Source organism: Kribbella sp. NPDC056861 (assembly GCF_040687575.1).
Taxonomy (GTDB): Bacteria; Actinomycetota; Actinomycetes; order Propionibacteriales; family Kribbellaceae; genus Kribbella.
Window position 1 is genome coordinate 752,178 of record NZ_JBFBNQ010000004.1, and the last position, 14,081, is coordinate 766,258.

5 protein-coding genes are annotated in these 14,081 nt (G+C 66.7%); 3 read left to right on the forward strand and 2 right to left on the reverse strand.

The features are described from left to right. Positions 1 to 12 precede the first annotated feature (12 nt). The gene (gene dapB / locus AB0P21_RS23140) at positions 13 to 759 is read left to right on the forward strand and encodes a 4-hydroxy-tetrahydrodipicolinate reductase (RefSeq protein WP_363699206.1); all 747 of its coding nucleotides are present in this window, start codon (positions 13 to 15) and stop codon (positions 757 to 759) included. On the opposite strand, the gene AB0P21_RS23145 is transcribed toward dapB, so the two are convergent. Further along, complete coding sequence (locus tag AB0P21_RS23145) at positions 645 to 1,427, reverse strand: 4'-phosphopantetheinyl transferase superfamily protein (protein WP_363699207.1); 783 nt, start codon at positions 1,425 to 1,427, stop codon at positions 645 to 647. The two genes, dapB and AB0P21_RS23145, sit on opposite strands and share 115 nt — an antisense overlap. 75 nt (positions 1,428 to 1,502) lie before the next feature. Here AB0P21_RS23145 and AB0P21_RS23150 point away from each other — a divergent pair, with 75 nt between their 5' ends. Together AB0P21_RS23150 and AB0P21_RS23155 are read left to right on the forward strand one after the other, a co-directional pair. Continuing rightward, on the forward strand, positions 1,503 to 3,128 hold the full coding sequence (locus AB0P21_RS23150; RefSeq protein WP_363699208.1) for an AMP-binding protein: 1,626 nt from the start codon (positions 1,503 to 1,505) through the stop codon (positions 3,126 to 3,128). A 3-nt stretch (positions 3,129 to 3,131) separates the two neighbouring features. Further along, positions 3,132 to 4,352: an FAD-dependent monooxygenase gene (locus AB0P21_RS23155; protein ID WP_363699209.1), complete on the forward strand. Its 1,221-nt coding sequence runs from the start codon at positions 3,132 to 3,134 to the stop codon at positions 4,350 to 4,352. Here AB0P21_RS23155 and AB0P21_RS23160 read toward each other — a convergent pair whose 3' ends face one another. Then, positions 4,353 to 13,811, reverse strand: coding sequence for an amino acid adenylation domain-containing protein (locus tag AB0P21_RS23160; RefSeq protein ID WP_363699210.1), 9,459 nt, complete (start codon positions 13,809 to 13,811; stop codon positions 4,353 to 4,355). Between the last annotated feature and the right edge of the window lie 270 nt (positions 13,812 to 14,081).

Sequence of the window (14,081 nt, forward strand, 5' to 3'; positions counted from 1 at the left end):
TAGGCTATCCATATGACTCGAATTGCTGTGGTGGGGGCCCGCGGGCGGATGGGCGTGGCGTCGGTCCGCGCCATTGAGGCCAGCTCCGATCTGACCGTGGTGGCCGAGATCGACGTCAACGACGACGTGCAGGACATCGTCGACCAGAACGCCGATGTCGTGCTCGTGTTCTCGCCGCCGGACGTTGCCCACGAGCAGGTCCAGTGGTGCATCAAGCAGGGATTCCACGTGGTGGTCGGGTCCTCCGGTTTCGACGAGCAGTCGGTGGAGCAGATCCGCGCCGCGCTGGTCGACCACACGGACGTCAACGTCTTCGTGGTGCCGAACTTCTCGGTCGGCGCGGTGCTGATGACCAAGTTCGCCACCCAGGCCGCCCCGTACTTCGAGTCCGTCGAGATCATCGAGATGCATCACCCGGGCAAGGTGGACGCGCCGTCGGGAACGGCGCAGCACACGGCCGAACTGATCGGTCGCGCTCGCGCCGCCGCGGGGTGCGCCCCGTCACCCGATGCCACCTACCTCGACCCCCAGGGCGTGCGCGGCGGGCGGATCGAGGGGGTCAGCGTTCACGCGGTGCGCGTCCGTGGGTTCATGTCGTCGCAAGAGGTGCTGTTCGGCGTCGACGGCGAGATCCTCAGGCTGCGCTACGACTCCGTGACGCGCGAGTCCCTGATGCCTGGTGTGCTCACCTCGCTCCGCGCCGTACCGACGCTCACCGGAGTGACCGTCGGTCTCGACGCCGTACTGAACCTGGGCTGACCGAGGCCGCTGTCAGCACGTGGCGGCCGACGACTGACCATCGGCCGTCGAAGCGGGCGATCGCAGTACCGGAGACGAGTGGTCCGGGCACCAGCAGGTGTCCGGTGAAGGTCCCGTGGTCGGGGTCGATGACGAGTTCGCAGTCGGTGAAGTCCAGCCAGGCCCTGCGTCAGCGGGTACCACGTCTTATAGATGCTCTCCTTGGCGCTGAACAACACCCGTCCCCAGTGGATCGCGGGGTGCAGCGCCGCGAGCCGGTTCAGCATCTGCATCTCGCCGGCGACGGTGACGCCCTTGTCGACTCCCTCGGGGAGCGGCTGGTGGACTTCTGCGTCGATGCCGACCGAGGCGATCCGCGGTGAGTTCGTGACTGCCGCGGCGCGATACCCGTCGCAGTGCGTGAGGCTGCCCACCACTCCGTCGGGCCAGAGGGGTTCGCGGCTCTTCCCCGCCAAGATCGGCGCGGCCGGATATCCAAGCCGCGACAACGCCTGCCGGGCGCAGTGGCGGGCTGTCGCGAACTCCGCCTGGCGTACCGGTACGGCGCGCGCGATCGCCGCGAACTCCTGCGGCAGCAGCGTAGTGAGGGGTACGTCGCTGGTCCGCTCCTCGACCTCGACATCGTCCGGCAACAGCGCCGCGAGCCCGGTTCGGCTGATCGGATCCACCCCCGCTGATCGTGGAAGTTGTTAGGGTAGCCTACCCTTTACAGGCTGGGAGACGGCCGCCTCGAAGGGAAATCAATGAGCATCGAACCGCTGACCCTTGACGGGGTCGTTCCGTTTCCGCCGGAGACGGCGGCCGAGTACCTCGCCGAGGGACACTGGCGCGATCAGACGCTGCCAGAGCTGCTGTTCGCCACCGCGGAGCGCAGTCCGGACAAGCTCGCTGTCATCGACCGCAAGGCCGAGTTGACCTACGCGCAGCTCACGGACGAGGTACTGCGCCTCGCGGCCGGCCTGCAGGAGCTCGGGCTGAACCGTGGCGACCGCGTGGTGGTTCACCTGCCCAACATCTACGAGTACATCGCCTTCGTCTTCGCCTTGTGGGAGATCGGGGCGGTTCCGGTCGTCGCTCCCGTCGCGCACCGTCGTGCCGAGATCGAGTACTTCATCGAGATCGCCGAGGCGCGGGCCTACATCACCGTCGACTCGGACAGCGGCACCGATCTCGCCGCGATGGCCGCCGATCTGAAGCAGCGCTGGCCCCAGCTGGAGCACACCGTAGTACTCGACCGTAATGGCGGTGGCGCCGAGTACGAGGCACTGCAGTCGAAGGGATCGCTCGAGCACACCCGGCGGTGCAGCCCGCAGGACGTCGCGCTGTTGCAGATGTCGGGCGGCACGACAGGCGTTCCGAAGCTGATGCCGCACACGCACCAGACGTACGGCTACGCACTGCGCAGAAGCGTCGGCGAACGAGGCATCACCGAGCGCACCGTGCACCTGCTGGTGATCCCGATCTGCCACAGCATGTCGACGCGGTCGCCCGGCTTCCTCGGTGCGTTCAGCGTGGGCGCCACCATCGTGATCGCCCCGAACGGCAGCCCCGACACGGCGTTCCCGCTGATCGAGAAGCACGGGGTGACCCGCGTTTCGCTGGTCCCGCCGATCCTGCTGGCGTGGCTGAACTCCTCGCTGCGCAAGTCCTACGACCTGTCCAGCCTGAAGGTGCTCATGTGCGGCGGCGCGAAGCTGGTCGAAGCGGTGGCGAGCCGGGTCGAGCCGGAGTTCGGCGTACAGCTGTCGCAGAGCTTCGGGATGGGGGAGGGCCTGGTGGTCAGCAATCCCGCGGACGTCGATCGGGCCACCAGCGTGCGATACCAGGGCCGGCCGGCCTCGGCAGCCGATGAGATCCAGGTCATCGACGACGAGGGGAACGAGGTGCCACCTGGTGCGCCTGGTCACCTGCTGACCCGCGGACCGTCGGTGATCCGTGGCTACTACCGCAACCCCGAGCAGAACGCGCTGGCCTTCACCAGCGACGGTTTCTACCGCACCGGTGACATCGTCGAGCGGGACGAGCGCGGATTCATCCGGGTGGTGGGTCGGTCGAAGGACCAGATCAACCGCGGTGGCGAGAAGATCGCGCCCGAGGAGCTGGAGAACGCGCTGCTCACGCACGCCGGCGTGCACAACGTCTCCGTCGTCGGCGTCGATGACGACGTGCTCGGCGAGCGGGTCAAGGCGTACCTGATTCCCCGGTCGCCGGACAGCGCGGCCGAGCTCACCTTGGGCAAGCTGCGCCAGTTCCTGCGCGACAAGGGCCTCGCCACGTTCAAGCTGCCCGATGTGGTGGAGGTCGTCGACGAGTTCCCGTACACCGCGGTCGGCAAGGTCAGCAAGCGGCTGCAGCGCGAGCTGAACTAGGTGATGGCGACCGAGAGCACACGTGTCCTGATCGCGGGCGCAGGCCCCGTCGGCATGGTCTGCGCGCTGGCGCTGAACCGGCGGGGCATCCCGGTGACCGTCTTCGAGTCCGAGCCGGCGCCGGTGAAGGACCAGCGCGCGGCGACCATCCATCCGAGCACGCTGGAGATGCTCGACGACCTGGGTGTCACCGAGAAGATCCGGGCGGACAGCCTGCTGTCGAGCACCTATCGCTTCCACGACCGGCCGACCGGAGAGGTCGTGGCCGAGTTCGATCTCGGCCGGCTAGGGAACGAGCTCCGGTTCCCGTATGTGCTGCAGTACGAGCAGTACAAGCTGACCGCAGCCATCGCCGCGGAGTACGCGAACGGGTCCGACTTCGACGTGCGGTTCTCCCACACGCTGACCGGTCTGACCGAGACCGCGAACGGCGTCGAGGTGGAGTACACCTCACCCGCGGGCACGGAACGGATGCCGTCGACCTATGTCGTCGGCTGCGACGGTGGCCGCTCGACGGTGCGCAAGCTGGCCGGGATCGAGTTCGAGGGGTTCACCTATCCGGAGCGGTTCATCAAGATCGCGACCAGCTTCGACCTCAAAACCGTCAGGCCGGAGTTGTCGCTGCGCAACTACTTCTCCGACCCCCATGAGTGGGCCAACGTGTTCAAGGTGCGCGGCGAATCACCCGAGGGGCTCTGGCGGGTGATCCTGCCGATCGGGGCTGACGAGGACGACGCCACCGCGTTGTCGCCGGCGCGCGTCGAGCAGCGGCTGCAGAAGTTCCTGCCGAAGGCCGGCTCGTACCACGTCGAGTACCGCGACGTGTACGGAGTCAATCAGCGCGTGGCCGCGACCTTCCGCAAGGGCCGCATCCTGCTCGCCGGCGACAGCGCGCACGTCAACAACCCGATCGGCGGGATGGGCATGAACGGCGGCATCCATGACGCCATCAACCTGACCGAGAAGCTCACGAAGGTGATCGCCGGTGAGGCCGGCGACGAGCTGCTCGACCTCTACAGCCGCCAGCGTCGCCATGCCGCGGTGAACTACGTGCAGGCCCAGACGATCGCCAACAAGCGGCTGCTGGAGGAACGTGATCCCGAAGTACGGCGCCAGAAGTTCAGCGAACTACGCCGTACCGCGGAGAATCACGACACCGCTCGTGCCTACATGCGCCGCGCGGCCCTCTTCGACAGCCTGCAGGACGCGGCCGCCATCACCTGATCACTGCTCCAGCAGATTCGTCAGCAGTGGGCCCCATTTCGGGAGGCCCGAGTCGGGCTCGACGATGGACTGGTGGTCCTCGCCTTCGGCAACGAAGAAGGAGTAGTTGGTCAGGTGAACATCCCAGCCCAGGGCGTCCTCACGACCGAGCTCTGCCACTCGGGACGTATGAGTCGCGGCGGACGCGATCACGAGCGCCTCGATGTCGAGACTGCCTCGCGTCGGAGCAGACATCATGACATCACAACGACGTCCGGCCGTCTCGACAGCCTTCAACTGTTTCAGATCGGCGAGTAACTCGTTGAACGCCTCCGTACCGAAGGCCTTCCGCATCTCTTCGCGCATCGACTCTCCATACCCCTGTCGCACATTCCCGATGACAGGCATGGCATCCACGATCACCAGGATTTCGACGCGCTCCCCTCGGGAGAGGAGTTGGCGTGCCACGGCGAACATGATGTGCGCACCGTAGGACCAACCCAGCAGTTCGTACGATCCAGTCGGTTGCAGCCCTTGGATGATGTCGGCATAGGTGGAGGAAAGGTCTTCGAGGTCATCGAACTCGATATCCAAGCCGGCGACCGCCGGATCATCGACTCCGACCAGCCCCACACCGTTCGGCAGGTACTTCGACAGGTCCGAGTACACGGATGAGCCGCCGAACTGCGCGTGCGCGCAGAACAGGTTGCGGCCGTTCAGCGATGGCGCGAATCGGGTCACGATCGTGCTGATATCGCCGTCGGGATCTGCATCCGGGTGCAGCTTCTGATCGACGACCGAGCTCAGCTCGCCGATCGTCGAAGCGGTGATCACGTCCCTCATCGCGGTGGCCACCGGGAAGGTGCGATTCATCTTCGAGGCGAGTCGCATCGCCGCGAGCGAGTGCCCGCCGAGCCGGAAGAAGTCGCTGGCAGCACCCAGTGGCAGTTCCTCGGGGAGATCGAGCACCTCACGGAAGATCGCGGCCAGCGCCAACTCCGTCGCCGACTCGAGTGCCCGGCCGGCGCCGACTGCGGACGCGGCTACGTCAGCCGCCGGCAACGCCCGGCGATCCAGCTTCCCGGTCGGGGTGAGGGGGAAGGAGTCCACCACCACCAGGGCTGCCGGGACCATGTAGTCAGGCAGGAACTTGGCCAGATGGTTACGTAGCGACTCGCTGATGTCGAGGTCCGCGGTGGTGCTGTAGTACGCCGCCAACTGCGGCCCGGTGGAATGCTCGAAGGCGACCACCTCGGCGCGCGTGATCCCGGGGAATCCCTGTACTACGTCGCGGATCTCGTCCGGTTCGATCCGGTAACCGCGAATCTTGATCTGCTCGTCGGCGCGACCGAGGTAGTCGATCATCCCGTCGTCGTTCCAGCGGGCCAGATCTCCGGTGCGGTACATCCGCTCCGCCGGCTCCCATGGGCAGGCGACGAAACGTTCGGCGGTCAGCGCTGATTGGCCCCAGTACCCTCGCACAGTACCGTCGCCGGCGAGGTACAGCTCGCCCGCGACGCCGGGCAGGGCAGGCTCCAGGTTCTCGTCGAGGATGTACGCCCGGGTGTTGAAGATCGGCGTACCGACACTCGACGTGGTGCTGTCGGCCAGATCGGCACCGAGGGCGTTGATCGTGTACTCGGTGGGGCCGTAGAGGTTGTACGACTCGACTCCGGGGGCGCCGCGCAGTTGCTGCCACAGCCGGTCGGGGACGGCCTCGCCGCCGAGGGAGACGAAGACGACCCCGGGCGCATCCGAGGACACGGATCGGCCGGCCGGCCGGTCCCGCTCGAGCAGCCCTTCCTCGACCAGCAGTTGCCCGTAGGACGGGGTCACATCGAACCCGTCCATGCACACCTCGTCGTAGTGAGCCAGCAGTTGCTGGTGGTCGCGCCGCATCTCCTCGTCGATGACGTGGACCTCGTGCCCGTTCAGTAGCCAGAACAGCTGCTCCCACGATGCATCGAAGGAGAAGGACGTCGTGTGCGCGATCTTCATCCGGCGGCCGCGCTGGTGGTCCACCACCCGATCGAAGATCTTCTCGACGTGGTTGAAGTACATGTTCGTCAGGCCGCGATAGCCGACGGCGACGCCCTTGGGCCGCCCGGTGGTTCCCGAGGTGAAGATGATGTACGCCAGGTTGTCGAGCGAGATCTGCCCGCCTCGTTCCGCTGCCGTGATCGGACCCGCGGCGATCCGCGCGAGCCGATCCACCGTCGGCGCGGAGTCCAGGTTGACCACCTTGCCGACGGCGCCGGTGAGTCGATCCACGTCGCGGTCGGTCACCAGCGTGACGGTCGGTTCGGCGACCTCGATCATGTAGCTGATGCGCTCGTCCGGCAGTTCACTGTCCACCGGGACGTACGCCGCTCCGATGGCGAACACGGCGAACATCGCGATGACCGTCCGCTCGTCGCGCGGCAGCAGCAGCGCGATCCGATGCTCCGGGCGCACGCCCTCCTCAAGGAGAAGGCGGGCATAGCGATTCACCTCGGCGTGGAACTCCGCGAAGGTGAACTGACGCTCTCCGGCGACCAGCGCCGTCTCCGATCCGGACAGCTGCACCTGCCGGTCCAGCAACTCGGCGACCGTGACCGGTTCGATCTCGCGGACGAGATCAGCGGCAATCCCTGTGTGCGGGTCGGTCTCGTCCGGCAACAGGGCGGACAACGTGCCAACGGGCTCGTCCAGCCGGCGAGTGAGAGAAACGAGCACCTGGGCGTAGCGCTTGAGCAACAGCTCCGCGGCCGAGGCCTCGAAAACGTCCCGTCGGTAGGACAGACGCACGTGTACGGTCGCCGCTCCGTCGCGTTCTTCCGGGTCGACCGCGAACGTCACCGGGTAGTGCGTTGCGTCGTCGACCTTCGCGCCGACTACCTGCAACCCGGCTGTCTCCTGCCCATCGGCCTTGCCGAGCGGCACGTTCTGCACCACGAACAGCGTGTCGAACAGAACAGGAACGCCTGCATTGGTCTGGATCTGGGTCAGTGCGGCCTGCGGATGGTCGATGACGAGCAACTGCTCGGACTGGACCCGGGCGAGCAGCTGCCGATTCGTTTCGAACGGAGGCAGATTGACCCGCATCGGGACCGTGTTGAACAGCAGCCCGATGATCCGGTCGGCGTCGGGCAACGCCGGCGGCCGTCCGGAAACAGTGTTGCCGAAGACCACGTCATTGCTGCCGGTGAGCCGGCTGAGCGCGATCCCCCAGGCGGTCTGCAGCAAGGTGCCTGTCGTGACCTGGGCATCGCGTGCGGCACGGAACACCATCGCGGCCTCTGCCGGGCTGAGATCGAGGTGGAGTTCGCCGGTCTCGCCCTGTGCGTCACCGACGTCGACGAAGTCCGGGCACAGCAACGTCGGGCCGGCCAGCTCAGCGAGGTAGCCGTCCCAGGCGCGATAGGCGGCATCGGGATCCTGCTCGTCGACCCAGTCCAGGTAGGAGCGGAAGGGCACCGGCCGGACCCGATCGACGTACCCGTCATCGGCGTAGATGCTGAGGATCTCGGCGAGGATCGAGTTGATGGACCAGCCGTCCAGCAGGATGTGCTCGAAACTCATCACCATCGTCCAGGTCCGGTGATCGTGTTCGAGCAGGGTGAAGCGGATCAGCGGCGGGGTCTCGAAGTCGAACGGCTCACCTCGCTCGGCCGCCAGGAACTGCTCCACCTCGACCCCGCGGTCCTTCCACTCCTCCAGTCGGATGACCCGCACCGGAACCTCGACACCGGCCGGGATCACCTGCACGTCCCCGGGCGGGACGAACGCCGCCTGGAGGTTGGGGTGCCTCGTCATCGCACTGGCGATGGAAGCCGTCATTCGCCCGGGATCGAGCTCTCCCTTGATCTGCCGGGTGATCTGCGAGACGTAGGTGTTGTGGTCGTCGGACTCCTGGGACCGGAGCAGGTGGTAGAACAAGCCGCGTTGCAACGGGGCCAGCGGCAGGATCTGGGCGTCGTACCCGTAGCGGGCCCGGATGGATTCTTCTTCGGCGGGCGTCAACGTGACGCGGTCGGCGCGACGCAGTGTGAAGGCGTCTCGACGCTCGTGGCCGGCCGCCGGGATTCCGGCTCCGCCGAGCTCTTCGGTGATGGCGGCGGCGAGCGCCTCCGTGTCGACATCGACAGTCGGCGCCGACTCCACCCAAACGCGGACGACGCAATCGTCGGGCGCACTACCCCCGACGAGGACGTGGATGCCGAGTCCGTCGTCCGGTACGCCGACCCTCGCGGCAGGCCCAGTGACCAACTTCGCCTGGCTACGGAACACGCCCACGCGGATCCGTGGCAGCGGAACATCATCGAAGAAGCGGCTGAAGCGGGGGTGCCAGGCCAGCGCGGCGTACTCCGCTGCTCGCTCCGAGCTCAGTCCGGTGACCTCATCGTCAAGCAGCACAGGGAATCTGCGCGTTCGCAGGGGGCCGTCGGACTCGTAGAGCTCGACGAGCAGGTCTCCTTCGGCGACCCCGGCCAAGGCCTTGGCCACGGCTGTCAGCACAACGGACTGCAGGGAGGTCTCGGCGGAGGCCGCTTGACCGGTCGTGACACTGAACGCTTCCGAAGCGGCCGAGCCGTCGCGCTGCCGCAGTACGGTCGCGGTCGCATCAGCGAGCTGATCGACCCAGTCCTCCCAGAACGGATCGTCGAGGACAGCCGTCAACTCGTCGTCGCTGTAGCCAGCCGCGGTCCGGGGAGACGCGGCGACGACCATCGGAATGCTTGCCTGATAGGCGGTGACCAATTCGGTGAGCTTCGCCCGGACTGCATCCAGCAGCTCAGGATTGCTGGTCTCGGCGACCAGTTCGCCGGCGCCGGTGTCGCGGATCGCCAAGCGCAAGGCGATACCTGCACCCGACAAGGCGTGACTGACGTGATCGATCGCAGCCCGCCAGAGCGGAGCCACGCTGATGTCGAAGTCCTCGAGCGGCAACTGGAAGCGGCGATTGTCACGGACGTCGTCAGCAGCTGCGGTCTGGCCCTCGCCGCCGGCCCGGACGATCTGGGCGAGTTGCTTGACCGTCAATTCCGGGTACTGCGAACCGAGCACCAGGAAGCGGGCCGTGTTCCGCAACAAGCGTGCGGTGGTCTCCGCGGAGAACAACTCGCGGGCCGCGTTCAGGTTCATGCCGAACGCACCGCTGTCGAGTCTCTCGATACTCGACACGAGGTCGAACAGCGCGGGCTGCGAGGCCAGCGGGCCGGCCGCGGTGGTCGAGGCGTAGTTGGTGAGCGGTGGCGCCGTACCGAGATCTCCACCGCGGTCCACGTAGGCGGCCATCACCTGGAACAGCGGACTGATCCCGACCCGCCGCGGCGGGTTCACCGCCTCGACGACGTGCTCGAACGGAACGAGTTTGTGGTCAGCGGCTTCCAGCATGCGATCGCGGCAACTGAGCAGCGTCCGCGCGAAGCCGGCTTGGGCGTCGATATCGGCGCGCACCACGACGGTGTTCACGAAGTAGCCGATCAGGTCCTGCAGCTCGGGCTGGTCGCGCAGACTGGCCGGGGTGCCGACCGGGACGGTTTCGCCTGACCCTTCGTCCCAGAGCGTCAGCGAGAAGGCCGCGATCAACGCCTGAAGGGGTGTCGCCTTGTGCTCGAACAGCAGTTCGTCGACCGTGGCTGTCTCGTCGCTGGTGAGCGACGTGGTCGCAGGCCGGATGGTTCGCTCTTCGGACCCGTCACGGGACTGGTCGAGAGGCAGGACGGTCTCCGTCGGGAGATCCGACAGCAGGTCTTGCCAGTACTCCAGATCCGATCGATAACGGGACTCCGGGTCTTTGCGATCGCCCAGCACCTCGCGCTGCCAGACCGCGAAATCGGCGTACTGCGTCGGCAAGGCCGCGAGCTCGGTGGAGTTGCCGGTCGCCGCTTCGAGATAGAACTTGTTCAGCTCGTGAACGAGGATCCCGAAAGAATCCGCGTCGGTCACGATGTGATGCCCGTAGGCGACCAGCACATCGCCGTCGAAATGGCGCAGCAGATGGAACTTCAGCCCGAACTCGGAGGTGAAGTCGAGGGGCAGCGCGGCAACCTCGGCGATCTTGTCGTCGAGCGATTCAGGACCGACGTGCTCCACCTGCAGCACCAAGGTGTCGTCGTCGGGTGCCGGACAGATGACCTGGCGCAGCGATGAGGTGTCCTCGTCCGGCACCAGGATCGTGCGCAGGATCTCGTGCCGGGCGACAGTACGGCGTACCGCCGACTCCAATGCGTCCAGGTCGAGCTGCTCGCCTGCTTGCAGCACGATCTCGGTCCGGTAGATCGGACGCCCGGCGATCTGCTCGGTGAACCACAGTGCCTGCTGTCCGTAGGAGACGGGCAGGACGGTGGGGCGTGGCAGGTCGCCGATCCGGGTCTCGGTTGTCCCGACGGTAGCGGTGGTGTTGTCGGCGAGGTGAGCGAGTTCGCTGATCCGGGGGTGGTCGAAGACGTCGCGCAGCGTCAACGCCGTGCCGAGCAGTGCGTTGGCGCGGGCGACGACTCGTGCGGCGAGTAGTGAGTGTCCGCCGAGACGGAAGAAGTCGCTGTCGACGCCCAGCTCGGTGTTGTCGGCGAGGCGCAGTACGTCGCGGAAGATGCCGGCCAGGGCGACTTCGCTGTCGGTCTCCGGCGACCGGCCGCTGGTCGTGCCTGCGGCCAGGTCTGGCTGCGGCAGCGCGTGGCGATCCAGCTTGCCGTTCGCTGTGACCGGGAAGCCGTCCAGGCGGGTGAACGTGGTGGGGACCATGTACTCCGGCAGCGACTGGGCGAGATGCTCGCGCAGTACGTCGAACAACAAGGCGTCCTCGGTGCCGGGCGTGGTGACGTAGGCGGCGAGATACTTTCCGCCGGCCGGGTGGTCGAAGGTGGCGATGGCTGCACCCGTGACCTGCGGGTGCTGTTCGAGGACGGCGCGGATCTCGGCAGGCTCGATCCGGTAGCCGCGGATCTTCACCTGGTCGTCGCTGCGGCCGAGGTACTCCAGCTGTCCTTGGGTGTTCCAGCGAACGACGTCGCCGGTGCGGTACAGCCGAGCGCCTTCGTCGCTGAACGGATCGGCGACGAAACGGTCGGCGGTCAGGCCTGCACGGGCGACGTAGCCGTCGGCGAGCTGCACCCCGCCGAGGTAGAGCTCACCTGCGACACCGACCGGTACCGGACGCAACCAGGCATCGAGGACGCGCGCCGTGGTGTTCGCGACCGGGCCACCGATCGAGGTGTTCTTGGTGTCGGTGATGACGGCTGTGGTGCCGTCGCCTGTGACCTCGGTGGAGCCGTAGAAGTTGTGGAGTTCTGCTTGTGGAGCAGCGGTTTGCATGCTGTTCGCGGTGCTCTGAGTGAGAGTTTCACCGGAAGAGATCCAGTACCGGATCGACGCCAGCGCTGTGGATGCGTCGTCGTGGCGGACGAGGACGTCGGCCAGGCTGGGCACGGTCAGCAGGTGGGTGACACGGTGCCGGGCGATGGTGCCCAGCAGAGCGGCTGGGTCTTGGGCGGTTGCTGCCGTCACGATGACGGTTCGGGTGCCGGCGAGCATCGGCCCGAACAGCTCGGTCATCGCGTCGACGAAGCCCAGGCCGCTCTTCGACAGCGCCACGTCGTCTTGCGTGTAGTCCAGTACTCGTTGGCCCCAGGCGAGCCGGTTCACGAGCGCGCGATGCGTGACGGCAACGCCCTTCGGGACACCGGTTGTTCCGGACGTGAAGATCACCACGGCAGCGTCGAGAACGTTCAACGGCCGCGCCAGCACAGGGGCAGTTCTCTCGCCAGTGGCCAAGCGCTGCTGTACGTCGTGGTCGTCGATCCGGAGTGCATGTGTTTCCGCGGTGTCGTGGTCGGTGATCACCACGACGGGTGCGGCGTCGTCGAGGATGTGCTTGATGCGTTCGGCGGGGTATCCCGGATCGATCGGCACGTACGCCGCTCCGGCGCGCATCACCCCGGCCAGCGCCACCACCAGGTCGACCGACCGCGTCATGGCGACCGCGACCCGGTCTCCAACTCGCACGCCCTGATCGATCAACAGCCGAGCCAGCGCGTTCACCCGCGCATCGAACTCGCCATAGGTCAGCTCGGTGCCGTCCTCGGTGACGAGCGCCACCAGGTCGGGACCGGCCTGCACCCGGTCGCGCACCAATTCGTCCACCGTCACCGGTGCAACCTCGAGCGCCTCGCCGCGCACCCACGAAGAATCCGGACCATCAGCAGTGGGGGTGAATCCGCGGCTCAGTTCGTGCAGGGTCTGCGTCGGGGAACCGTCGAGGGCAGCGTTGAGAAAGTCGCTGAACTGCTGGGCGTGCAGGAGTGGATCGCTGGTGTCGGAGCCTGCGGAGATCTCCAGCCGGATGCCGGTCTCCGGGTTGCGGTAGATCGCCAGGTCGAGTGATCCGACCGGGCCGGTGCTGATCGTTTCGGGGACCGCGACGATGTCGCCCAGGCGCGGTACCGATTCGAACAGCCTGATGTTGATCGTCGGCAGGGTGAGATAGGACGCCTGGCTGCCCGGCCAGGAACGGGCGATCTGGTGATCCTCGACCGTGGTGTGACGCCGCGACGTCTTCAACTGGTCCGCGACAACCTCGAGGACGTCGGCGAAGGGTTGGTACGGGCTGATCTCGGCGACCACCGGAACCGCTCTCGAGATCGCGCTGGGCGTTCTCAGCGACTCGCGGTCGTCGCGCAGCATCTGCGGAACCCGGACCGCGACGTAGTCACGGCTGTCGACCAGAGCGGTGTAGACGCCCCACAAGGCGATCAGGGAATCGGTCCAGGAAACTCGCGCGGTACGAGCGAACTGCTGAACCCTCGAATAGGTGTCGTCGGCTGTCGGGACGACTACTGGTCGCGATGACGAGACGAAGACCTCGGAGAGGTCCTCCGTGGTCTCGTGGCCGGCAGTCTCGATCGCGAGGATGCCGTTCCAGTACGCGACGCTTTCAGCGCTGTGCTCGATGGTGCCTGCGACGTTTTCCAGACTTCCGAACCAGCGGTCCGGGACCGGATCGCCTGCGTGGGTTGCGGAGTAGACCTCTGCGACGCGGCGGATGAAGAGGGAAATACTGTAGCCGTCGACGAGCAGGATGTTGGTGACCAGGATCCAGGCCCAGGTCCCGTCATCGCGACGGACCAGCGTTGAAGACGTCGTCGGCTCCCCAGCGGCAGCCGGTGCTGCGGTGAGTCGTTCGCGGGCCATCACCCGGATCTGGTCGTCGCCCTGGCCCGCATCCACGATCTCTGTCGGCAGTGTCGTGGCCGCGTCGACGTACTGAAAAGGGACCCCGTCGTCGTCGCCGAAACGGACCCGCAGCGCGTCGGTCTCCGAGAAGGCAGTACTCACCGAGGACGCGAACACGGCCGGATCGATCGGGCCCTGCAGCCACAGCAGCTGCCCCGCGCAGAACACCGAGGACTCCGGAGCGAGTCTCCGTGCCACCCAGTTGCCCCGCTGGCTCGCAGTCAGTTCCACACGATCAAAAGCCGTCAACGGAAGCACACCCACTTCTCTTGAGACCAGGTCGAGCTGACCGAGGCACGGATCACTGCAACAGTAATGAAGGGTAGGCTAACCTTGCAACGTGCTGATCCCCACCCCGCCGCCCTCTCGAGGAGAAGCTCCCATCGGGTCCGACCTCCGCCCTGCCACGCCTGCTTGTCACCTCGACATCCTGGGCACGCACCGAGGGCGGCCATGACGAGCGCCTCGCACGCCGACCCGTCCGGGTTGGGTCGCGGGCCTCTGAATCGTCGGTTACCTGTGCTCTGGCAGGCG